Genomic DNA, 23,587 nt, shown 5'->3' with positions numbered 1-23,587 from the left:
TATTTCGACGAAGAGACGGACGCAATCCGAGCGGCGGGGGTGCAAAATACGGTAGTGGCTTCTAAAGCTGGTCCGAAATAGGTGCCTGATAAATAAAGGTCTGGATTTCTTCACGGCTTGTAGTCACAGACCCAGCCAAGCTGAACCCAAATGCATGGAGTGCAGAAATTGACGCCCTATTACGGGAATCAACCTCACAGTAGAACCTAATAGCATTGTTAATCTGAGTCTCTATATCTGAGAAATAGGTACTCTGAACTGCACTTACACAAGCAGCGAGCAAATATTGAGATAAACCGTATCCTTGGTGGTCGATACGAACTGATAAATAGGCAATATGAAATGCCTTGCGGGAAGAACTGTAATCAATGTAGGCAACTGCAAGAAGCTGACCTTCAGTAACTAGCCCAACGAGCATTTCATGAGGAGTTCTAGCTACCTTTGAAATACGGGTGGTCCTGATGAGCGACTGTACTGCAAGCTCCCAAGGCGCGGGATGGAATCTACCTCTACCCGGCATATAAGCCTGTTTTTCTGGCTGGGTGCAGACCCATCCTTCTATCTGCTGTTGATAGCTAGAAGGCAGAGGGAACGCTACCGTAGTCATAGCTTCCCTCACTGAGATAGACGGGCGAAAGCTTTTTCGAGGTCTTCTGCAGGCAGACTATTGTGGATTGATTTTGCCCGTTGGGCATAGACAGCACGCTCTTCGTCTGTCAGACCATCTGTGCCACGCATAGGCTCAGCAGATAGGCGACGAGCTATAGTTTTACTACTGGTTTTTGATACCCATCTACCAGTCTTCGCTGATTGAATCCTTGCAATGTTAGCGGTGCTAGTGGTCATTTCCTATCCTCCCATCCTAGGCATGACGTAACTATTCTCTGATGTACAGCCTATCGCTCCTATTCTTTTCTGTGAAGAGGAAGGGGAGAACGCACAGCCGTTAACCTTGTTCTGGCTTCCCAGAGAATACGAATCTAGCGGCTCAGCTCCTCCACCTTCTCGCCCCGCAGCAGTTCGTACAGGCCCATTTCGAGCATGAACTCCACGAACTGCTCCGGGGGCAGCTTGCGCACGTGGTCAATCAGGTCAGCAGTATCTGAGCTGTAGTCCCAGAGCTTATTCGCCAAGCCAACGCGCACATTCTTCGAGTGGTAAAAATCCACCTTGGTATTGGCCATGGCGCTTTGCTTGAGCCCGGCGTCCTTGGCCGCCTCAGCCACGAAGGTAGTAGCAAAGCCCACCTGGTGCTCGTCACTCAAATCAAGGCCGTGGAAGTACTTATTAATCTTCTCAATCAGTTCAGAGCGGGCCTTGCGCTCGCGCTCCTGAATACTGGCGAGGCCGGCCTCCGTCATGCCCTGCAGGCCAGCCGCCTGGGAAGACGAGAGCTTCAAGTCTTCCTCTTCGCGCAGCTTTTCGAGGCGGTAGTGGGTGAGCACGATGTCGTCCACGTTCACTACCTCGGGCGACACCTCATCGAGGGTAAACCGGCGCAGCTTGCGCGCGAGCAGGTCAGCGAAGGCAGAGAGCTTCTCGTAGTAGGGGTCGCCGAAGTTGAAGATTTGCGAGAAGAAGGCGTAGGACTTCACGTACTGGGCGAGGGTTGAGCGGAACTCCAGCAGTACCTCAAGGGCGGCTCGGTCAGTAGAACCGTCAATCCCTTCCTGCGCTGCCCGCCAGCGCGTCACAAACCGCTGCACGGGTATGGAGATGAGGGAGTCAAAGGACGCCTGCCGGGCACCGGGGGCAACCCACTTTTCCCAGAACTGTTCCACATCTGCCCGGTTGTAGATACCGGCCGCGTCGAGCTTGTCGACCTGTTTGGCAACCAGGTCGAGGTCCGATTCAGTCTCGATGCGGGCGTCCTCGTAGTACTCGGCGAAGGCGGCGCGAATCTGTTCGGGGTCGTTGACGAAGTCCAGAATATAGGTGTTCTCTTTGCCGTCAGCCCGGCGGTTGAGGCGGGAGAGGGTTTGCACTGCGGTGATGCCCGAGAGCTTCTTATCCACATACATGGCAACCAGAAGGGGCTGGTCAAAGCCGGTCTGGTACTTGTTGGCCACGATTAGAATATGCTGGCCGTCCTGGTTGAAGACCTCAGCGAGGTTCCTGCCTTTGAGGTCAGGGTTCATGGACGCCTCAGTTACGGTGGGTGTATCCACCCCGGGCACTACCTCAACGTCGGGGTCGGGCAGTTCACCGGAGAAAGCAACCAGCGTCTTCAGGGGCAGGGCCCTCTCGGCGATAGCTTTTTCGAAAGCCCGCTGGTAGCGCACGGCAGCAGCGCGTGAGGACGTCACCACCATGGCTTTGGCTTTACCGCCGAGTTCCTGCTTGACTCGGCCCTCAAAGTGCTCAAGAATCACCGCTACCTTGGAGGCAACATTGGTGGGGTGCAGCTCCACAAAATTGATGAGGCTCTTGGTGCCCTTGCGGATGTCGATTTCTTCGTCTGCCCCGCTGTCCTCGTTCTTCTGGGCGATTTTGGCTGCCATCTGGTAGGTGGTGTAGTTCTTGAGCACGTCAAGAATGAAGCCCTCTTCAATGGCTTGCTTCATGGGGTAGAGGTCGAAGGGCTCGTGGGGGCCGGTGCCGTCAGCCCGTCGGCCAAAGACCTCAAGGGTCTTTGCCTTTGGAGTTGCGGTGAAGGCAAAGAAGGACACCTGGTGGCCCTCACCCACCACACGCTGGGCCATCTTGGTCAGGGCCACCTGGTCAGCTTCGGGGTCTGACTCTTCGATACCGGCGTCAATCTCGGTGTTGAGCATTTCCTTGATGGAGTCGGTTGCCTTACCCGACTGGGAGGAGTGCGCCTCGTCCGCGATAATCGCAAAGTGCTTACCGGCGAGCTGGCCGCCCTCCTTGGTCATTTCTGCCAGGGCGAAGGGGAAGGTTTGCAGGGTGACGCCGATGATGGGCACGCCGGTGGTCAGTGCCTCGACGAGCTGCTTAGATTTGGAATCGCCGCTGCCGCGCGTAATGGGCTGGAAGGTGCCGGCGGTGGTGACGAGCTGGTCGATGGCGTCCTGGAGCTGCTGGTCGAGCACCTGCCGGTCGGCGATGACGATGACGGAGTCGAAGACGCGCTCGCCGTCTGGGGTATGGAGGTTGGAGAGCCGGTGGGCTGTCCAGGCGATGGAGTCGGTTTTGCCGGAGCCCGCCGAGTGCTGCACCAGGTATTTGTTCCCTGCGCCTTCGGTGCGGGCTGCCTGGACGAGTTTGGTGACGGCTCGCCACTGGTGGTAGCGGGGGAATCTGATGTGGCTTTTGTGGGTGGTTTTGCCGGTGAGCGGGTCGGTGATTTTTTGATGGTTGGTGTAGATGAATTTGGTGAGGATGGTGATCCAGGTGTTGGGCTCGAGGATTTCTTCCCAGAAGTAGCTGGTGGCGAGTTTGCCGTCGATGATGGGGTTGCCTGCGCCGCCGTTGGCTCCGCGGTTGAAGGGGAGGAAATTGGTTGCTTTTCCTGCCAGTTTGGTGGTCATGGCAATTTCGTCTTGGGAGAGGGCGAAATGGACGAGGGCGCCGCGGTGTTCTTGGAGCAGGGGTGAGGTTTTTGGATCGCGGTCGGTACGGTATTGATCTATAGCGATTTGGAGGGTTTGGGTGTATTCGCTTTTGAGTTCGATGGTGGCTACGGGTAGGCCGTTGATGAAGAGCACGAGGTCGATGCGGGCGGTTTCATCTGCTGGGTTGTAGCGGACTTCTTCGACGACGCGCAGGATGTTCTTGTGGTAGAGGTCGGTGAGTTCGGGGTTGCGGTTGTCTTGGGGTGGGTAGGCGAGGAGGTGGAAGGGACGGCGTGCGCCGGGTACGCTGAAGCCTTTGCGCAGGACGTTGAGGGTTCCGCCGCCTTGTTCTTCTGGGGCTGCGAGTTTGGTGATGAGCCGGTCGAGTAGGCGGTTTTCTTGGGCCTGCTGGGCGGTGGGGTTTGTACCGGGTTTGATGAGGGTGGCGTAGTTTTTGGGGTCGCTGGTTTGTAGCCAGGTGAGGACGTCGGCGGGGTAGAGGGCGCGCCTGGCATCGTAGCCTGCGGAGTTGGGGGAATGCACCCACCCGTGAGCGGCCAGGTAGGCGCAGATGTCTTGCTGGAGAGGACGTTCAAGGTGGGTGCGAGACATGTGGGCGGCTCCTGACCTGCTGGACTGGGAATTAACCCTAGGCAACAAACTAGACAAATACCGGGCAAAAACTAACTGTTCTTAGTTTAGAAGCTCGGCAGAGAATCGGGAATTTATGAAGCAGCAAACCCGCCAAAGAGTTGAATTTTGTATATTGCATGCTTAACAACTTGTACATTCGATGTACAAATGTTGTGCATCGAATGTACAAGTTGCCTGATTTAGGTCGTCTATATGTTGCATCTGCAAATTGTGAGGAGATGTAGTAGCCGGAGTGCTAGCCGTCCTCGATGAGTTAATAAACCAGTAAATATTATTACGGGTTTTTTATATCGTGTAATCTCATGCAATGCGTATTTAGGATTGGCTTTATGTTCAAATCTATAGTAATATCCTGATTTTTCTTATGATCTTTACTTCTGCACCAACAACATGATTTAAGATTTTGGGTGATTGATAAGTAATTTCTGTTATATAACCCTAACCCAGATTTATTGCTCCATTGACTTGCGACTCCACCGCATGATATGCAAATAATTTTATTTGAATAAGGCTGATGCGCGTTCCAAATATCATCATGATGAGATTTGTGTGACCCATGATGAGGTGCAGTCATAATCACTAAATTATTCCAGTCAACTTTATAGATTGGGTCATTATTTTTATTGGGTTTAACTACGTTTAATCCAGAGGAATCACTCCAAATAATAATTTTCTTTTCATCGCTGTAAGTAATTTGGCTTATAAGTGCTCTTTCGTTGATTAGTATTTTTTCAGTTGTGTTTCGCAGCCAATCTTTAAATTTTGCTCCGGAAAGCATGACATCCGTTTTGGGGTTGCCGTTAATAATTTCTAATTTGGTATTATTTATTGTTTCGGCATGTATATTTCCAGGAAGGTAGTTATCGACATTGAAAAATTTAATTTCTACACCTGATTTATATGCAGTAATTAATATCTCTCTTACTTTTTTAGTGGCATATATAGCATGAAAAGCTAACATTAATTTAAAAGAATCCAAATGATGTAACGCTTGAATAGTATTAGGAAATCTGGATGGCGTAATGTTCTGATTTTCTAATTTTGATTGCGATTTGAATGAAAATTTTGAGAATAAATTACTAAAAGGCTGGTTAATAAATTGTTCTGAGAAATTTTCAAGAATAACTTGCTCATCGTCAAATTCATCGATATTTCTAGAAATATTGCTGTATTGTGCAGTTAATACATTACTCAATGAGTAGATTTCAGATCTTCCCCAGCTATGCTCAAAATCGATTTCTGAAAATATTTCTGAAATTTCAATATGTCTAAAATCTGGCAATAATCCATCGACATTGAATCTGCTGATAATTCCCGAATCACTGACTAACCTATCAGGTCTTGTAATTTGTATATAAACTTCAGCGGCTAACACTGCAATTATCCAGTCATGTGGAACCCAAATTTCCTGGGGTTTATACTTTACGTTTTTCCAAAATTGCGAAAATCCACTAATATGATCCCAATCAGAATGAGTCAATATTAGAATACGAGGATTAAATGTTGCACACCTTTCCCCATTTTGGAATAACCCAGATCAATCATTATCGAATTTTCGTTATCAATATTAAATACCGTTGACTCTCCAGCGGTATAATATTTCTTTTGGTCCTTAATTTCACCAAGAAAAGTTATTTCCATAGTTAATCCTTTTGATATTTTTTATGTTGATAAATTAATCTAGACTTAGATTGTAAACTCTACTTAAGAGGGAAATTTTTCTTTCCGAAAGTAAATTATGGATAATGTTCATTAAATTTATTATGGTATTAAAATATTGGAGCTGGTTATCTAAAGCTGAGATAACTTTATTTTGTTTAGATACTTCGATTGAAGGAACTAAAAAATTCTTTACGATGGTTGAATTTGTTGATGCTAGATTTGTTGACTGACGAGCATTGTTTTCAAAATATCGTCGAGCATAGCTGGCCTCAAGGCAATAGACTAGGAACTCGGGGAGCAACTTTTCTTTGTTGCAACGAAACGCGAAAACATGGTTCTGATGTAGCATTGGTGAAACCTCACCAGACCAAATTGCCCCGCGGCCTAATTTGTCGCGGTCTCCGCCCTCCGTCATTAAAACATCATCTTTTTGAAGCGAGTTTTCATTCGCTACCGAAACAGGTACCGAAACTTCCTTTACTTCAGTCAAATCAACTCTGCCAACCTGCACGTTGGCAACACGAAGATAAGGATAGGATTGAGTTGGCTCGTTGTATGCCGCTCCAAGTGTAATGCCAGATGTAAGAGTGCCTAGATGCTTAATAGCTGTCTTCTTATCCAGCAAAGGTTCAATAAAATTGTTAATTGCAGAAAGCCGGCGTTCCTCAGCTAATACAGAAAGCTGCACACATTCAGCAATGAGCTCATCAATCTCCGTCAGTTCACGGTCAAGCTCATCTGCAATTCGTTCCTGCTCTTCAAAACTTCGAACTGGAACATGCTGAGACAGATATGCTTTTACATCTAAATTCTGAATACCAGTAGATTGCTTTATAAAAGGCTCAGTCCCACGGTTAGAATAAAGTGCTGCTAGCTGATAATTCCAATATCGACTTGATTGACCGCTTTTAGGGCGTAAGACAGATACAAAGTTTGAACAGACTGATGCTTTATTGGAATCAAATAAGACTGACCTGCCTACAAGCGTTTTTTCACCACCACCAGATTTTTCAATCAAGATATCACCTGGATGTAACGCTTTTACTACGAATTCAGATGGAGCGATGTTGCGAACAACTCCTGCTGACTCATTGACCTTTAGGTGTTCGTAGTCAAAATCTGCGGCTCTGTAGCAAATAACATCATTCTCATCGTTTTTACATTCATTTCCCCAGGTTCCTGCAATAACAGGTTCAAAGGCGTATTTAGCAGGCATCGTTCTCATGGATTAACCTAGCACCTCTTCCAGCCTCTTCTTGATTCGGCCCAGCACCTCGTTGAGGTCCCGGTCAATCTCCTCTAAGGTACGTGGCGGCACGTACTCGTAGAAGTGGCGGGCAAAAGGAATCTCCGCGCCCTCCTTAGTCTTAGACTCATCAATCCAGGCATCAGGCACAAAGGGCTTGACCTCACGCTCCAAGTACTCGTGAATATCCTCGCCCCAGGGCACATTCTCAGTATCACGCAGAGTAGAATCAGCCACCGGCTTCTTAGCCTTCAACACCACCTCGGCGGATTCATCGCGCTCAGCCAACTCATCCACCAACTTAGCCAAAGCCGCAGGCTTCACCAGGGCACCGGCGTCCGCAAACACCTGCAACAGCTCAGCCTTCACCCCAGCCACATCACCACCAACGGCACCCACCTTGCTCTCAACCAAAGAAGCAAGAGAAGTCCGCACAGCGGCGTTCTCACCCTCAGCCAGCTTGAGCTTGCCAAACTCCTTAGAAGCCAACAAACGCTCCACCCGGTCAGCAGTAAAACCCCAATTCAACCGCAAAGGGCGCTCCACCGTAATCGTGCGGTACATAAACTCCTCACGATCAAAAACCTTAGAACGCTTATCATCCGCAGCATCAAAAGCAGCGTACAAGCGGGTAATCTCAGCAATCTGCTCCTCACTCAACCGCTTACGCTTAGACCCCACCGACTTACGCATCTTCTCAAACATACTCGTCGCGTCAATCAGCTGAACCTTACCCCTACGCTCAGCCTTCTTCTGCTTATTCAACACCCAAATATAGGTAGAAATACCCGTGTTATAGAACATGTCGGTAGGCAGGCCAATAATCGCCTCAAGGTAATCCTGATCCAAAACCCACTTACGGATATTCGACTCACCAGACCCAGCGCCACCCGTAAACAGGGGAGAACCATTCAAAACAATGGCACCACGGCCACCCACCTGGGCAACACCATTACTAGCAACCATCGGCTCATTGAGCTTAGAAATCAGATGCTGTAAGAAAAGGAGCGAACCGTCAGACACACGGGGCAGGCCAGCACCAAAACGGCCCGCAAAACCCTGGTTCTTATGCTCAGCCTCAACCACAGCCTTAGCACCTTTCCAGTCCACGCCAAAGGGCGGGTTACTCAGTCCATAGTGGAAAGTGCGGTTCTCAAAAGCCGGGTCAGTGAGCGTGTTGCCGAGAGCGATGTTATCGACGTCCTGGCCCTTCACCACCATGTCAGCCTTACAAATCGCATACGACTCAGGGTTGAGCTCCTGGCCCAGCAGGCTCACATCGGCGGTGGGATTCAGCTGGTGAATCTTATCGTCAGCCACCGACAGCATACCGCCGGTACCAGCCGTAGGGTCATAAACCGACCGGGCAATGTAATCAGTACGCAGATCTTCATCATCAGCCAGCAGCAGATTAACCATGAGCTCAATCACCTCACGCGGGGTAAAGTGCTCACCGGCAGTCTCATTAGAAGCCTCAGCGAACTTGCGAATCAGCTCCTCAAAGATATTGCCCATCTGCTCATTGCTTACCTGGTCAGGGTGCAGGTTCACCCGTGAGAAATGCTGAATCACCTGATACAGCAGGTTATGAGCGGCAAGGTCTGCGATGGTGTCTTCGAACTTATACTTCTCAAAAATATCGCGCACGTTCTCACTGAACTGGTTAATGTAAGAACGCAGATTCTGCTCAAGCGTATCGGGGTCATTAGCCACAGTCTTGAGATTGTGCTGGGAGAGGTTATAGAAACTGTAATCGTGACCCGCGCGGGCAGAAAGCATCGCCGGAGGAATCGTATCGAGCACATAACCATCTGCCGCCTCTAGAACAGCCTGCTTGGTCGGCTCAAGCACCGCATCAAGACGTGCCAACACCGTGAAAGGCAAAATAATCTGACCGTACTGATGCTGCTTATAGGTACCGCGCAAAACATCAGCCACATTCCAAATGAACTGCGAATAGTTCAAAGAAGACACACAAGCCCCTCAACATTGGCAAACTAATGGCTCCGAATAAAAGCCCTAGCCACTGGGCAGAGCTTTTACCCCGATAAAACTAATAATACTCAAGGGGCAGGCGTCCGTCCGCTCATTGAATGTAATCGAAAATGCCATCTGCGCGGTAAAAGAACGTGCAGATGGCATTTTCGGTTACATACACGAGCGCATGTGATATAAAGGTGTGTGGCGTCACCCACCGCCCAGCGCTTTGCCCCTGTGACTCTAGCAAGCAGGTCTCCAGCGCGAAGGGAAGAGAATTCTCGGGTTGCACCGGCATACCATGGCCGGGGTAGGCACCACTGAACCGTCGATTGATGCCGCAGCTAGAGTGCGAAGAAAGTCGATACCCGTGACTGCCCAATCAAACTTCAAAAAGCTCGTGCGCGCCCGTATGGAAGAAACCGGCGAAAACTACACCACCGCCCGAGCAGCCCTGCTCAAGACCAGGCCGACGACCAACGTCCTAACCGATCCCCGCGAACAAGCCTACGCAGAGCACCGCACAGTCGTTGACCGTTTTCTGCAGGGCGGACGCCTGACCTCCTGGCCCTCCAAACGCCGCACCCGCGCCCACCTGCTGCTACACCTAGTGACCTATTTTGAGCCAGGGCGCACCTACACCGAGAAACAGGTTAACGAGATTCTGGCCGCCCTCTGGCAGGACTATGCTTTTATGCGTCGGGAAATGGTCGAGTACGGTTACCTGGTGCGAACCTCTGACGCCTCCGCGTATTGCCTGGCAACCCGTGCTCCCGACCGGGCAGGTACCGTGCTGGCTGCCGAGGCCCCGGCCTGGGAAGCGATGTGGCTGCCAGGCTACCTGGCTGCAGAGGCTATGTAGCAACTAGGGACCAGATTCCTCCCAAAATCCTTGTGGTGCACACATACTATTGAGAGTTTTCTGGTCCCTACTATGGGGCGGGGCGGAGCAGGCGCGCGCCACAACCTGTCTTTAGCTCACCTCAACCAGGGCCGCGGCCTCGCGCCCGAACAGGTAGAGCACCAATTCGCCCGGCTCGCCGGTCAGCACAGTCGCAACCTGGCCAGCAGGCGGAGCAATCACAGTATGAACAGCGGGGGAGTAGCCCGGAGCTTCCAACACCAGCCCCTGAGGGTACTTCTTCCCTGCCATCATGCGAGCACGCGCCCGCAGCACCTTCCATATCTTCTCCTGCACACCCTCAGCCAGCTCGCGCGGGGCAGGCTGCTCGCCGTCAGCGAGTGAGGCGCGGCGGACGTCCTCGGTATGTACAAAATACTCAACCAGGTTCATCGCCTCGTCCAGGCCCGGGAAGCGCGTGCGCATGTGCAGGTAACCCGGTAACGCCTCAAAATCGCGCAGGGCCTTCTCGTAGCGGCGCTGGCCGGTCAGCTCACCTGCAAGCTGATCGGTGTAGCGTTCGGTGCGCGCAGCCAGCGGGCCGCCCGGCATGCCCGCTGCAATCAGAGGCTTGCTTTCGCGCACCAGTAGGTGGGCCGCCATGTGGCGGGTTTCCCAGCCCTCGCAGAGGGTAGGAGCGGACGGCCCCGCAGCAGCGAGAGCATCTAGTAGGGCGGTGCGTTCTGAGGTAACAAGGGTAGAAGAAGTCATACGCCCAGTCTAAACCCGAGCGACGAGTTGCCCAGCGCAGGCACCAGCCCTAGAAACACCAGCACCAGCCCGTAGCCAGATGCTGAGAGTTGCCCCAGCCCCGCTACCACCATCAGCTAGGATGGAAAGGTGAGTACACCAGCACCCAGCGCCACCGAGGGCGCTTCTCTGCCCGCCGATATCGTTGCCCGCCTCAAACGCGATGAGCACGGCCTATTCGCCGCAATTATTCAGCAGCACGACACCCGCGATGTGCTCATGCTCGGCTGGATGAACGACGAAGCCCTGCGCCGCACCCTCACCGAAGGGCGGGTCACCTTCTGGTCTCGCTCCCGCCAGGAATACTGGCGCAAGGGCGACACCAGCGGCCACTACCAGTACGTCAAAAGCGTCAGTATCGACTGTGACGGCGACGCCCTGCTTATCGAGGCCGACCAGGTAGGCGCAGCCTGCCACACCGGAACCACCACCTGCTTCGAAGCTGGCGGGCAGCTGCCCGCCGCAACCGGCGTCCGCCCCGAATAGCTCCCCAGACACACCACAACCAGAGGAAACCATGCACGACTTGGGAATCGTCGAACCGACCCTAGAAGAGTTCCGTGAACTAGCTGCCAGCCGCCGCGTCATTCCCGTGCGCGTCAAAGTTCTCGCAGACGCCATGACCCCTATCGGCATCTACCGGGCCCTGGTCGCCGCCGACGGCGCACCCGCCCCCGGCACCTTCCTGCTGGAATCAGCGAATGAGCAGAAGCAGTGGTCACGCTACTCCTTTATCGGTGCCTCCAGCCGCTCAACCCTCACCACCAAGAACGGGCAGATTGTGTGGCAGGGGCTCACCCCCTCCGGCGCACCCACCGAGGGCGACCCCGTTGAGGCTATCCGCGAGACCCTGGAGATGCTGCACACCGAGCCCCTCGATAACCTGCCCCCGCTCACCAGCGGCCTGGTCGGCTACATGGGCTGGGACGTCGTGCGCCGCTGGGAGAAACTACCCGGCGGCCCGGCGGACGACGTCAATCTGCCAGAGTTCGCCCTGAACATCGTCTCAGACATGGCAGTGCACGATAACTCCGATGGCACCGTCACCCTCATCGCCAACGCCATCAACTTCAACGGCACCGACGACAACATCGACGCCGCCTACGCCGACGCGCTCTCCCGCGTCTACGCCATGATGGATAAACTCGCCCAGCCCGCCCCCGAATCGGTCTCAACCCTCACCGGCACAGCGGATATCGAGGCGCAGGTAGCGCAGGTCAAGCACACCTGGGCAGAGCAGGGCTTCCTGGACGCCATCGATAAGTCCAAGAAAAACATCATCGACGGCGATGTCTTCCAGATCGTGATTTCCCGCCGTTTCGAGGCAGAAAACCGCGCCAGCGCCCTGGACGTCTACCGGGTGCTACGCCAGTCCAACCCCTCGCCCTACATGTACCTCTTCAACTTCGAATCCACCGAAGACGGCGAGCCCTTCCAGATTGTCGGCTCTTCCCCCGAAGCCCTGGTCACCCTCAAAAACGGCACCGCCACCACCCACCCCATCGCCGGGTCCCGTCCGCGCGGCGCCACCCGCGAAGAAGACCTTGCCCTGGCTGAAGAGCTGCTTGCCGACGAAAAAGAATGCTCCGAGCACCTTATGCTCATCGACCTGGCCCGCAACGATCTCTCCCGCATTGCGGTACCCGGCAGCGTCAACGTCACCCAGTTCATGGAAATCGAGCGATTCAGCCACATCATGCACATCTCATCCGAGGTGCAGGCCCAGCTGGCCGAGGGCATGAACGCCTACGACGTGCTGCGCGTAGCCTTCCCCGCAGGCACCCTCTCGGGTGCGCCCAAGCCCCGTGCCATGCAGCTGCTCGACGAGTACGAGGTGAGCGCTCGCGGTGTTTACGGCGGTGTTTGCGGCTACTTTGACTTTGCAGGCAACATGGATATGGCAATTGCCATCCGCACCGCGGTGCTCAAGAGCGGACGCGCCTACGTGCAGGCCGGTGCCGGTATCGTCATGGACTCGGTGCCCGCTTCTGAAGCCCAGGAAACCGTGAACAAGGCGGCCGCCCCGCTGCGCGCCGTGCTCACCGCGTCGGGCCTGGCGCCCCTGTCGACCGAGGTGATTGACTAGATGAGCGAGTCACAGGCCCAGCCTGCTGAGGTTGCTACCGCGCGCCCGGTGCCGGGCTGGGCTAAACCTGCCCGCGTGATGCTGGGGGCCATGGCTATTTCTGCTACCGCCTTCCTCACCACTTTGCCCACCTGGATTCGCGCCGAAGTCAGCACGGTCGTTTCAACCTCCACCCTGGACATTTCGGGGGCGGACGCCGGCTCCACCGGCTCTGCCCTGGCCCTGGTTGCCTTGGTCGCGTCGGTTGCCCTGCGGATTGCCGGGCCTAAGCTCCGCAAGGTATTGGCTCTCTTGCTGGTGGGTGTGGGGCTGGGCCTGGCGGTAGCTGCCTTTGGTGTAAACGCCGACCCGCAGGCTGCCTCTATGGCCCAGGTCAGTGCGATGACCGGTACTAACGCCCCGGCTAACTCCTACGCTGTGACCGCCATGCCCCTGCTGGCGACCGTGTGCGGTGTGCTGGTTGCCCTGGCTGGTGTGTGGGCCTTTGTTGCTACCTCCCACTGGAAGACCGGGCGCAAGTACGACCGGTCAGCTGCCCGGGCAGCCCGCGTGGCTTCTGCCGAAGAAACGGACGAAATCGACGCCTGGGACTCCCTGAGCGAGGGTAAGGACCCCACCCTGTAAGAGGGGCAGAGCGTCTCAAGCCGCAGACCCGCTGCGATAGCGGGCTGCGGCTTTGCTGTATCTAGAGGAGGTTTATAGGCCGAAGGATCCCTCTAGCCGGCTGCGGGAACCGGGGTGCAGCAGCACCACCTGGCTGATGAGCTCATCGCCTGACCAGGTGCTGCGCAGCAGGCGCAGGCAGGGTTCGGTGGGGTTGATCTGCAGGTCGGACGCCTGTGGGCTGGTAGGTAGCACCGCTTCGACGGTGTGCGTGCCCCGGGTGATAGGGGAGCACTGCCCCAGGTAAAAGTTGGGGGTGATGCTGGTGAAGTCCTGCTCTAGATAGTCGGGTATGGCTACGGCGTTGACGTAGCGCTCTTCGCGCTGGATAGGTAGCCCGTCGTCGTAGTGGACCAGCACGCTGTGAAAGACCCTCTCACCCAGTTCGGGGGCTAGGCGGCGCTGGGCCTGGGCTGCCGGTATCTCTTCGAGGGTGAGTACTTTGCTGCTGTGGGTGTGGCCGCGTTCGGTGATTTCATCGGCAATGTTGCGCACCTCAAGCAGGGCAGAGGGGTTCTTATGCTCAGCAACAAAGGTGCCGACCCCGCGGGTACGCACGAGCAGACCCTCAAGCGTCATCTCGCGGATAGCTCGGTTGACGGTCATGCGGGAGAGACCCAGGGCGCTAGCGAGCTCGTTTTCTGAGGGGATGCTTTCGCCCGCTGCCCAGTGGCCGCTGTTGATTTGCTCGGTGATGATGGTTTTGAGCAGCTGGTAGGCGGGGGTTTGTGCGGCCTTGTGGTCAGCGAACTGCTGGGACAAGTCGGTGATTTTTTCCACGCCTACTCCATTGACAACCAGTTGTATATACAAGAAGATAGGTGTGTGACCCTCTTCATCTTTCCACTGTACCGCCCCGGCGCGGTCAGGCAAAAGTAAAGAACCAGAAGCTGGGCAAAGCAGACCATCATGTACAAAGGAGTAGACATGGCCACCAGCGGCCCCCGCCCCGTCCGCGCCCCCCGCGGCTCCGAACTCAACACCCTTGGTTGGCAGCAGGAAGGCGCCCTGCGCATGCTCATGAACAACCTCGACCCCGAGGTAGCCGAGCACCCCGATAACCTGGTGGTTTACGGCGGCACCGGTCGCGCAGCCCGCTCCTGGGAAGCCTTTGACGCTATCGTCGCCACCCTCAAGACCCTCAAGAGTGATGAAACCATGCTGGTGCAGTCCGGCAAGCCCGTGGGCGTCTTCCGTACCAACGAATGGGCCCCGCGCGTGCTGCTGGCCAACTCCAACCTGGTCGGCGACTGGGCCAACTGGGAGCACTTCCGCAAGCTCGAAGCCGAAGGCCTGATGATGTACGGCCAGATGACCGCGGGCTCCTGGATCTACATCGGCACCCAGGGTATTCTGCAGGGCACCTACGAGACCTTCGGTGCGGTAGCCCGCAAGCGCTTTGGCGGCACCCTGGCTGGAACCATCACCCTGACTGCCGGTCTTGGCGGTATGGGCGGTGCCCAGCCCCTGGCCGTGACCATGAACGAGGGCGTGGCTATCTGCGTGGACGTTGACGAGTCCCGCGTTGACCGCCGCATCGACCACAAGTACCTGGATGTCAAGGCCCGCGACCTCGACCACGCTCTAGAGCTCGCCATCGAGGCTCGCGACGCCAAGAAGCCCCTGTCCATCGGCGTCGTCGGCAATGCCGCCGAGATTTTCCCTGAGCTGCTGCGCCGCAAGGCCCCCATCGATATCGTCACTGACCAGACCAGCGCCCACGACCCGCTGAGCTACCTGCCCACCGAGGTCACCTTCGAGGACTGGAAGGCAGAAGCCGCCCGCGACCCCGAACTCTTCACCAAGCGCTCCCGCGAGGCCATGGCAGCCCACGTTGAGGCAATGGTTGGCTTTATGGACGCCGGGGCTGAGGTCTTCGACTACGGCAACTCCATCCGTGATGAGGCCCGCAAGGCAGGCTACCAGCGCGCCTTTGACTTCCCCGGCTTCGTGCCCGCCTACATCCGCCCCCTCTTCGAAGAGGGCCTGGGCCCCTTCCGCTGGTGCGCCCTCTCCGGCGACCCCGAAGACATCAAGAAGACCGACCAGGCGATTCTCGAACTCTTCCCCGAGAACGAGCACCTGAAGCGCTGGATCACCATGGCCGGTGAGAAGGTTGCTTACGAGGGCCTGCCCGCCCGTATCTGCTGGCTGGGCTACGGCGAACGCCACAAGGCAGGTCTCAAGTTCAACGAGATGGTAGCTAGCGGTGAGCTCTCTGCCCCCATCGCCATTGGCCGTGACCACCTGGATTCCGGTTCTGTGGCATCCCCCTACCGCGAGACCGAGGGTATGAAGGACGGCACCGACGCCGTTGCCGACTGGCCCCTGCTCAACGCCCTGGTGAACACCTCATCGGGTGCGTCCTGGGTATCCATCCACCACGGCGGCGGCGTGGGCATGGGCCGCTCCATCCACGCGGGCCAGGTCTGCATCGCTGACGGTTCTGAGCTGGCCGCTGCCAAGCTGGAACGAGTGCTAACCAACGACCCCGGTATGGGCGTAATTCGCCACGCGGACGCCGGCTACGAGTACGCCCAGCAGGTTGCAGCTGAGCGCGGGGTTCGCATTCCCATGCAGGAAAACCGCTAGCCATGACCAGCCGTCTTTTTACCAACATCGGGTCACTGGTCACCAACGACCCCACCCTGGACCGCGGGCCCCTGGGCGTACTCGAAAACGCCGCCTTCGTGGTGGAGCAGGGCCGTATCACCTGGGTTGGCGCAGCCAACCAGGCACCGGCGTCCGACCGCTGCCTAGACCTGGGCGGACGCGCCGTGCTGCCGGGCTTCGTGGAATCCCACTCCCACCTGGTCTTTGCCGGGGACCGCTCGCACGAGTTTGCCGCCCGCATGGAAGGCAAGCCGTATGAAGCCGGTGGAATCCGCACCACCATCGAGGCTACCCGCGCAGCGAGTGCAGCTGAGCTGGAACTCAACACCCGCTCACTCATGCAGGAGTACGCCCGGGCCGGGGCGACCACGATTGAGGTGAAGACCGGCTACGGCCAGTCGGCTGAATCTGAACTGAAATCGGTGCAGGTCGCTGCGGCCTGCACCGACGAGGTCACCTTGCTAGCCGCCCATGTGGCTCCGCCGGAATACCGGGATAAGCACGACGAGTACGTGCAGATGGTGGTTGACACCATGATTCCGGAATGCGCCCCCTACGCCTCATGGATTGACGTATTCTGCGAGCGCGGTGCCTTTAGCGAGGACGAGTCCCGGGCCGTTTTGCAGGCCGGTATCGCTGCCGGTTTGAAGGCGCGTGTGCACGGGAACCAGCTGACCTACGGGGCCGGTGTGCAGCTGGCCGTTGAGCTGGGTGCTGCCAGCGTGGATCACGTGGTCTACCTGACGGACGCGGACGTCGACGCCCTGGCTAATAGCTCCACGGTGGCTACCGTACTGCCGGGGGCAGATTTTTCAACCCGGGGCGCCTACCCCGACGCCCGCCGTCTGCTGGATGCCGGGGTAACGGTGGCGCTGGGGGCTGACTGCAACCCCGGTACCTCCTTCACCACCTCCATCCCCTTCTGCATCGCCCTGGCCGTGCGCGATCTACATATGAGCCCCGACGAAGCTGTCTGGGCGGCAACCGCCGGGGGAGCAGCCGCCCTGGGGCGCACCGACATCGGTGCCATCACCGTGGGAGCCCGCGCCGACGTCCTCGCCCTGGACGCCCCCAACCACCTGCACCTGGCCTACCGCCCCGGCGTGCCCCTGGTCGCAGGCGTCTGGAAGGACGGGCAAACCGTCGTACCCCTGCACCGGGAGGATATCTAATGATCCAGGCAATCACCGACCGGGCCGCCCCAGCATGGAGCGGACGCGACGACGGGCCCGGCGCCGAACACCGCAGACTCTTCCAGGCCGTGCAGCCGCTTGCCCATCTCACCCAGAAGCCGGACGCCCTCTTCATCGGCTTTGCCTCCGACGAGGGAGTACGCCGTAACCAGGGGCGCACCGGTGCAGCCGAAGGGCCCACCGCCCTGCGCTCTGCCCTGGGCACCCTGGCACTAGCCCAGGGGGCCGCCCGGAACCGCCGCACCGACCTCGTTCTGGGGGACGCCGGTGATGTTGTTGTGACCAACCGCGACCTCGTCGGCGGCCACCGCAGGCTATCAGAAGCCGTCACCGCCACCATCGACGAAGGCTCCCTGCCCGTGGTACTCGGCGGCGGGCACGAAGTCGCCTACGGCACCTACCTGGGGCTAGCGGCGTCCGCCCGCAGAAAAAACCACCGGGGGCAGGGCAGAGCCGCACGCATCGGCATCCTCAACCTCGACGCCCACTTCGACCTGCGCGAAGCGGACGAACCCACCAGCGGAACCCCCTTCAGCCAGGCGCTCGCCGACGAAGAACGGGCGGGCACCGAACTGACCTACGCGGTCGTGGGCATCTCTGAGGCAGCCAACACCCAGGTGCTCTTCGATGCCGCAGACCGCGCCCGCGTGCACTACCTGCTCGATGAAGAAACCCACTGGGGCAACCTGCAAGCCATTGACAAGTTCGTTGAGGTCTTCACCGCACACGTCGACCTGATCTACCTGACCCTAGATCTGGACGTCCTGCCGGCCGCCGTTGCCCCCGGTGTCAGCGCCCCTGCCGCCCTGGGCGTTGACCCTGCCATCATCAACCGCATCATGAGCAGGGTTGCCGCCTCGGGCAAGCTCGCCGCTTTCGACGTGGCCGAACTCAACCCCTCCCTCGATATCGACGGACGCACCGCCAAAACAGCAGCCCGCCTGATTCACACCGTCCTGACCCGGCATACGCCTCTGCCGGAGTAAAACTCTATAGGTTCCGCAGGCTCGCGCTCGCTGCGAGCCTGCTTCACCTCATACACTTTCAAAGGAGAAAACCATGACCACCACCGTCACCGTCGGCATCGGGCCCGTGAGCTTTGCCGACCTGATCGCAGTTGCCCGCCACGGTGCGACCGTCACCATCAGCGACGAAGCCCTGGCTGAAATCGAAAAATCTAGCCAGCGCATCCGCGACCTCGCCAACTCAGATACCCCCGTCTACGGCGTTTCCACTGGCTTCGGCGCCCTGGCGAATAAGCACATCCCCCTTGAGATGCGTAAGGCCCTGCAGCGTGGCCTGATTCGCTCCCACGCCGCAGGATCCGGCCCCGAGGTCGAAACCGAAGTGATTCGCGCCCTCATGCTCCTGCGCCTTTCAACCCTGGCAACCGGCCGCACCGGCGTCCGCCCCGTCGTCGCCCAGGCTTATGCCGACATGCTTTCTGCCGGCCTCACCCCGGTGGTGCGCGAGTACGGTTCGCTGGGTTGCTCCGGCGACCTGGCGCCCCTGTCGCACTGTGCCCTGGCCATCATTGGTGAAGGTCAGGTGCGGGACGCCGACGGCCAGCTCTACGAGACCGCTGAGGCTTTCGAGAAGTTCGGGTTGACCCCGGTTGAACTGGCTGAGAAGGAGGGTCTGGCCCTCATCAACGGTACCGACGGCATGCTGGGCATGCTGGTGATGGCCCTGACCGACCTGGACGCCCTGGTCAAGCTCGCCGACATCGCTGCGGCCATGAGCGTGGAGGGTCTTGCCGGCACCGACCGCGTCTTTGCCCCCGAACTGCACGAGCTGCGCCCCCACCCCGGCCAGGGGGCAGCGGCTGCCAATATGAAGAAGGTGCTGGAGGGCTCCGGTATTATCCAGCACCACGCCGAGAACGTGACCACCTACGTGCAGGACGCCTACTCCCTGCGCTGCGCACCCCAGGTTGCCGGGGCAGTGCGCGACACCATCGAGCACGCCCGAACTGTTGCCCTGCGCGAGCTGGCTTCGGCGGTCGATAACCCCGTGGTGACCCTGGACGGCCGTGTGGAATCAAACGGTAACTTCCACGGCGCCCCGGTCGCCTACGTGCTGGACTTCCTGGCTATTGCCGTGGCCGATGCTGCCTCTATCTCGGAGCGCCGCACAGACCGCTTCCTCGATGTTGCCCGCAACCGCGGCCTGCCGCCCTTCCTGGCCGATGACCCCGGCGTGGACTCCGGCCACATGATTGCCCAGTACACCCAGGCCGCGATTGTCTCTGAGCTCAAGCGCCTGGCTGTGCCCGCCTCTGCCGACTCTATTCCTTCCTCGGCTATGCAGGAGGACCACGTCTCTATGGGCTGGTCGGCTGCCCGCAAGCTGCGCAAGGCGGTGGACGGGCTCACCCGCGTCCTCGCTATCGAAATCCTGACTGCCGCCCGCGGTATCGACCTGCGCGCCCCGCAGACCCCCTCACCGGCAACCGCCGCTGTGATTGGGCGCCTGCGTAAGGACGTCGCTGGCCCCGGCCCCGACCGCTTCCTCTCACCCGAAATCGAACAAACCGTCGAACTGGTCGCCAACGGCGAACTGCTGGCAGCAGCTGAAAGCGTTACTGGCCGTCTCGCCTAGTTTCCTGCCTTAAGGAAATAAAAAGGCACACGGGTGCCTAAACTGGGCCAAAGAGCCCGCTATCTTCTAAGATAGAGAACAAGCACCCGTGTGCTCAGCGCCCATACACCTGCGAGCGCACGCCCACACACTACAAGGAGACTCACATGGCACAGCAGACCGTTGAGATGGTCCCCGACCTGCCCTACAACAACCACGGCAACACCACCGCCTCATGGGCCATGGTCATCATCATGATTGTCGGCGCAATCATCGGCGCAGTCGGCTTCTGCATCGCAAACACCCCCATCTTCGTTGTCGGCGTTGCCATCATCGCCATCGGCGTTGTCGCCGGTATTGTGCTCCGCTCAGCAGGCTACGGCCAGGGCGGTAAGCACACCAAGTACTACCACTAAAACCCAAGCCCACCCGGGTGAAGTTAGAGAAGGGGCACCCCGCACAGGCGCGAGGTGCCCCTTACCTTTTCTTCACACCTTTTCTCACCCGGTGAACCCGTCTGGCAAACGTTCAGCCACCTGAGCGATACTAGAGGGGCACCACCAACCCAACCTGCGCCGTCCGCGCACCAGCACCAAGGGGCACCATGACCGTACTTGACGACATCATTGTAGGCGTCCGCGAAGACCTCGAAACCCGCCGCGCCGCCCTGCCACTGGACGAGCTCAAGCAGCGCGCCGCCGCCCAGGCTCCCGCGCTTGATGCCCTAGCTGCCCTGCGCGGTGCCGAAGCTGGCAGCGTTGAAATTATTTCAGAGGTTAAGCGGTCCTCACCGTCTAAGGGCGCCCTCTCCGACATCCCCGACCCCGCCGAACTGGCCGCCGCCTACCAGGCTGGGGGAGCGGCCGCTATTTCGGTGCTCACCGAAGAGCGCCGCTTCAAGGGAACCCTGGCTGACCTCGACGCCGTCCGCGCCGCCGTCAGCATCCCGGTTCTACGCAAGGACTTCACCGTCGACGAGTACCAAATCTGGGAGGCCCGCGCCCACGGTGCCGACCTGGTCCTGCTCATCGTTGCCGCCCTCGACGACGCCACCCTGCGCCGCTTCCTCGACCTCACCCACGAACTCGGCATGAACGCCCTGGTCGAAACCCACACCCCCGAAGAAATCGAGCGAGCTGTTGCAGTGGGCGCCCGTATTGTGGGTGTGAACGTGCGCAATCTCAAGACCTTAGAGGTCGATAACGCCAACTTCAGCAAGCTAGCCCCCCTGCTGCCCGCCGACGCCATTATCGTGGCAGAATCCGGCGTTGCCAGCCCCGAGGACGTTGCCGACTACGCCTCGCACGGCGCCAAGGCCGTGCTGGTGGGCGAGGCCCTCGTAAAATCTGGCACCCCCACCGAGACCCTGCGCGACTTCCGCGCCGCCGGTGCCCAGGCCCGGCAAACCTGGCTGGGCTCCCAGCCAGCCTAACCCCATACCTGCTTACCCCGCACCGCGCCTGCCGCGCCCCGAGAGAGCCGGGCCCAGGCGTCCGCCCCCATCAGACACTCAACGTTTAGCCCACCGAAGGGAAACCCCATGACTGAAACCCTCGCAGATCAATTCCTGGCCTCGGGCCAGAGCCTCAAAAACGCGCCCGGCCCCTACTTCGGGCAGTACGGCGGACGCTACATGGCAGAATCCCTGATTGCCGCTATGGACGAGCTCGAAGAAACCTTTGAAAAGGCCAAACTCGACCCCGACTTCATCGACGAATTCCGCCGCCTGTCGGCCGAATACTCCAACCGCCCCTCCCTGCTGACCGAGGTCCCCCGCCTCTCCGCTGAAGCCGGGGGAGTACGCTTCTTCCTCAAGCGCGAAGACCTCAACCACACCGGGTCCCACAAAATCAACAACGTTATCGGCCAGGCCCTGCTGGCTAAGCGCATGGGCAAGACCCGCCTTATCGCCGAAACCGGCGCAGGCCAGCACGGGGTCGCCACCGCCACCGCAGCCGCCCTCTTCGGCATGGAATGTGTGGTCTACATGGGCGAAGAAGACACCGAACGTCAGGCCCTGAACGTCGCCCGCATGCAGCTGCTGGGCGCAACCGTCATCGCCGTGCAGACCGGCTCCCGCACCCTCAAAGACGCCATCAACGAGGCCCTGCGCGACTGGGTATCCAACGTCGACACCACCCACTACCTACTCGGCACCGCAGCAGGCGCCCACCCCTTCCCCGCCATGGTGCGCTACTTCCACGACGCCATCGGCACCGAAGCCCGCGAACAGTTCCTCGAAGCCACCGGCACCCTACCCACCGGCATCGCAGCCTGCGTCGGCGGCGGCTCCAACGCCATCGGCCTCTTCCACGCCTTCCTCGACGACGCCGACGTCAAAATCTACGGCTTCGAAGCCGGCGGCGACGGGATCGACACCGACCGCCACGCAGCCACCATCAACCTGGGCCGCCCCGGCATGCTCCACGGCGCCATCACCTACCTCATGCAGGACGAGGACGGCCAAACCATCGAGTCCCACTCCATCTCAGCGGGCCTCGACTACCCCGGCGTCGGCCCCGAACACGCCTACCTCTCAGACATCGGCCGCGTAGACTACCAGGCCGTCACCGACACCGAAGCCATGGACGCCCTGCGCCTGCTCTGCCGCACCGAAGGCATCATCCCCGCCCTCGAATCGGCCCACGCGCTCGCAGGTGCCCTGCGAGTTGCTAAGGAATGGGCGGACGCAGACCCCGCCACCGCTCACGAAAAGTCCATGATTGTCTGCCTCTCCGGCCGCGGAGATAAGGATATGGAAACCGCCCTCAAGTGGTTTGGCCTGGGCAAGGCTATTCCCTCGACCAGCCTGAACGTGGGGAACAAGGAAGCAGCAGCGGAAACCGCCTCGCAGAACGATACGACCGCACAGAACGAAAGCAAGGGTGCCTAATGAGCCACATCGATTTTCAGGACGAAACCCGCTACTCCGTGCGCAAGGGTAGCTTCCCTGCCCCCAATCCCGACTCCAAGCTGGCCGCCCGCCTTGCCGAGTGCAAGGCTGAGGGGCGTGCTGCCCTCATCGGCTATCTGCCGGTGGGCTACCCCAGCGTTGATGAGTCTATCGAGGCTGCGATTGAGATGGGCCGGAACGGAGTCGATATTATCGAGCTGGGCCTGCCCTACTCAGACCCGGTCATGGACGGCCCCGTGATTCAGCGGGCCACCGTTGAGGCCATTGAGAAGGGCTTCCGCACCGACGATCTCTTCCGCGCGGTCCGCGAGATTACCGCCGCCACCGATGCCGTGGTGCTGGTGATGACCTACTGGAACCCCGTGCTGCGCCGCGGCGTCGACCGGTTTGCTGGGGAGCTAGCTGCAGGCGGTGGTGCGGGTCTGATTACCCCCGACCTGGTTCCCGATGAGGCCGCTGACTGGTTTGAAGCGTCCGAGAAGCACGGCCTGGACCGCATCTTCCTGGCAGCTATCTCATCCAGCCCTGAGCGTCTAGCCCTGATTTCGAAGGCTTCGAGCGGCTTTGTCTACGCTGTCTCTGTCATGGGTGTGACCGGTGCCCGCTCATCGGTGAATACCGCTGCTGAAACCCTGGTGGCCGACCTGCGTACCGCCGGTGCCCCCGCTGCCTGCGTGGGGCTGGGCGTTTCAAAGCGCGAGCACGTTGAAGAAATCGGTGCCTACGCTGACGGCGTCATCGTGGGTACCGCCCTGGTCAAGGCTCTGGCTGAGGGCGGCCCGTCCGCTGTGGGCGCCCTGACCCGCCAACTGGCCGGCCGCGAGTAGGGTAGG

19 protein-coding genes are annotated in these 23,587 nt (G+C 58.5%); 12 read left to right on the top strand and 7 right to left on the bottom strand.

Annotated features, from left to right (window positions below; translation table 11 throughout):
* Positions 1-61: 61 nt before the first annotated feature.
* From HWU94_RS06690 to HWU94_RS06670, 5 genes are all read right to left on the bottom strand, one after another.
* Positions 62-607 (bottom strand): hypothetical protein, encoded by a 546-nt coding sequence (locus HWU94_RS06690; RefSeq protein ID WP_185173036.1) that lies wholly within the window; start codon positions 605-607, stop codon positions 62-64.
* Positions 608-980: 373 nt separating this feature from the next.
* Positions 981-4,127 carry a type I restriction endonuclease subunit R gene (locus HWU94_RS06685; RefSeq protein WP_185173035.1) on the bottom strand — a complete coding sequence of 1,049 codons (3,147 nt, stop codon included), beginning with the start codon at positions 4,125-4,127 and terminating at the stop codon, positions 981-983.
* A gap of 316 nt (positions 4,128-4,443) precedes the next feature.
* Complete coding sequence (locus HWU94_RS06680) at positions 4,444-5,649, bottom strand: hypothetical protein (protein WP_185173034.1); 1,206 nt, start codon at positions 5,647-5,649, stop codon at positions 4,444-4,446.
* 195 nt (positions 5,650-5,844) lie between these two features.
* Positions 5,845-7,047: a hypothetical protein gene (locus tag HWU94_RS06675; protein ID WP_185173033.1), complete on the bottom strand. Its 1,203-nt coding sequence runs from the start codon at positions 7,045-7,047 to the stop codon at positions 5,845-5,847.
* A gap of 12 nt (positions 7,048-7,059) precedes the next feature.
* Complete coding sequence (locus HWU94_RS06670) at positions 7,060-9,051, bottom strand: class I SAM-dependent DNA methyltransferase (RefSeq protein ID WP_185173032.1); 1,992 nt, start codon at positions 9,049-9,051, stop codon at positions 7,060-7,062.
* 373 nt (positions 9,052-9,424) lie between these two features.
* Here HWU94_RS06670 and HWU94_RS06665 point away from each other — a divergent pair, with 373 nt between their 5' ends.
* A complete protein-coding gene (locus tag HWU94_RS06665) occupies positions 9,425-9,916 on the top strand; it encodes a DUF2087 domain-containing protein (RefSeq protein WP_185173031.1) in 492 nt (163 codons plus the stop codon).
* Between the two features lie 111 nt (positions 9,917-10,027).
* Here HWU94_RS06665 and HWU94_RS06660 read toward each other — a convergent pair whose 3' ends face one another.
* Positions 10,028-10,666 (bottom strand): TIGR03085 family metal-binding protein, encoded by a 639-nt coding sequence (locus tag HWU94_RS06660; RefSeq protein ID WP_185173030.1) that lies wholly within the window; start codon positions 10,664-10,666, stop codon positions 10,028-10,030.
* Between the two features lie 129 nt (positions 10,667-10,795).
* On the opposite strand from HWU94_RS06660, the gene hisI reads away from it, so the two are divergent.
* Genes hisI through HWU94_RS06645 form a run of 3 tightly spaced genes read left to right on the top strand, consistent with a single transcriptional unit; the run spans position 10,796 to position 13,415 of the window.
* Positions 10,796-11,191: a phosphoribosyl-AMP cyclohydrolase gene (gene hisI, locus HWU94_RS06655; RefSeq protein ID WP_409348788.1), complete on the top strand. Its 396-nt coding sequence runs from the start codon at positions 10,796-10,798 to the stop codon at positions 11,189-11,191.
* A gap of 31 nt (positions 11,192-11,222) precedes the next feature.
* On the top strand, positions 11,223-12,791 hold the full coding sequence (locus tag HWU94_RS06650) for an anthranilate synthase component I (RefSeq protein WP_185173029.1): 1,569 nt from the start codon (positions 11,223-11,225) through the stop codon (positions 12,789-12,791).
* Positions 12,792-13,415, top strand: a complete 624-nt coding sequence (locus HWU94_RS06645; protein ID WP_185173028.1) for a Trp biosynthesis-associated membrane protein — start codon at positions 12,792-12,794, stop codon at positions 13,413-13,415. It abuts the gene before it with no gap.
* A 72-nt stretch (positions 13,416-13,487) separates the two neighbouring features.
* Here HWU94_RS06645 and hutC read toward each other — a convergent pair whose 3' ends face one another.
* Positions 13,488-14,234, bottom strand: coding sequence for a histidine utilization repressor (gene hutC, locus HWU94_RS06640; protein WP_221625830.1), 747 nt, complete (start codon positions 14,232-14,234; stop codon positions 13,488-13,490).
* 147 nt (positions 14,235-14,381) lie between these two features.
* Between hutC and hutU the strand changes: the two genes are divergently transcribed.
* The 8 genes from hutU (at position 14,382) to trpA (ending at position 23,581) form a co-directional block, all read left to right on the top strand.
* Entirely contained in the window at positions 14,382-16,046 is a 1,665-nt protein-coding gene (gene hutU / locus HWU94_RS06635; protein WP_185173027.1) for a urocanate hydratase, read from the top strand.
* Positions 16,047-16,048: 2 nt separating this feature from the next.
* Entirely contained in the window at positions 16,049-17,239 is a 1,191-nt protein-coding gene (hutI, locus tag HWU94_RS06630) for an imidazolonepropionase (protein WP_185173026.1), read from the top strand.
* Positions 17,239-18,246 carry a formimidoylglutamase gene (gene hutG / locus HWU94_RS06625; RefSeq protein ID WP_185173025.1) on the top strand — a complete coding sequence of 336 codons (1,008 nt, stop codon included), beginning with the start codon at positions 17,239-17,241 and terminating at the stop codon, positions 18,244-18,246. Before hutI ends, hutG begins: the two co-directional genes overlap by 1 nt.
* Before the next feature lie 73 nt (positions 18,247-18,319).
* Entirely contained in the window at positions 18,320-19,861 is a 1,542-nt protein-coding gene (gene hutH, locus HWU94_RS06620) for a histidine ammonia-lyase (protein ID WP_185173024.1), read from the top strand.
* 146 nt (positions 19,862-20,007) lie between these two features.
* Positions 20,008-20,256 carry an HGxxPAAW family protein gene (locus tag HWU94_RS06615; protein WP_185173023.1) on the top strand — a complete coding sequence of 83 codons (249 nt, stop codon included), beginning with the start codon at positions 20,008-20,010 and terminating at the stop codon, positions 20,254-20,256.
* Positions 20,257-20,444: 188 nt separating this feature from the next.
* Positions 20,445-21,272, top strand: coding sequence for an indole-3-glycerol phosphate synthase TrpC (gene trpC, locus HWU94_RS11615; RefSeq protein WP_244955915.1), 828 nt, complete (start codon positions 20,445-20,447; stop codon positions 21,270-21,272).
* 108 nt (positions 21,273-21,380) lie between these two features.
* The gene (trpB, locus tag HWU94_RS11610; protein ID WP_237204859.1) at positions 21,381-22,733 is read left to right on the top strand and encodes a tryptophan synthase subunit beta; all 1,353 of its coding nucleotides are present in this window, start codon (positions 21,381-21,383) and stop codon (positions 22,731-22,733) included.
* Positions 22,733-23,581 (top strand): tryptophan synthase subunit alpha, encoded by an 849-nt coding sequence (trpA, locus tag HWU94_RS06605; RefSeq protein WP_185173022.1) that lies wholly within the window; start codon positions 22,733-22,735, stop codon positions 23,579-23,581. Before trpB ends, trpA begins: the two co-directional genes overlap by 1 nt.
* Positions 23,582-23,587 lie beyond the last annotated feature (6 nt).

Origin of the sequence: Rothia nasimurium, assembly GCF_014217215.1 — a bacterium.
GTDB lineage: Bacteria > Actinomycetota > Actinomycetes > Actinomycetales > Micrococcaceae > Rothia > Rothia avistercoris.
Note: the sequence above shows the minus strand (reverse complement) of the source record. Positions and strands in the feature narration are given on the sequence as shown.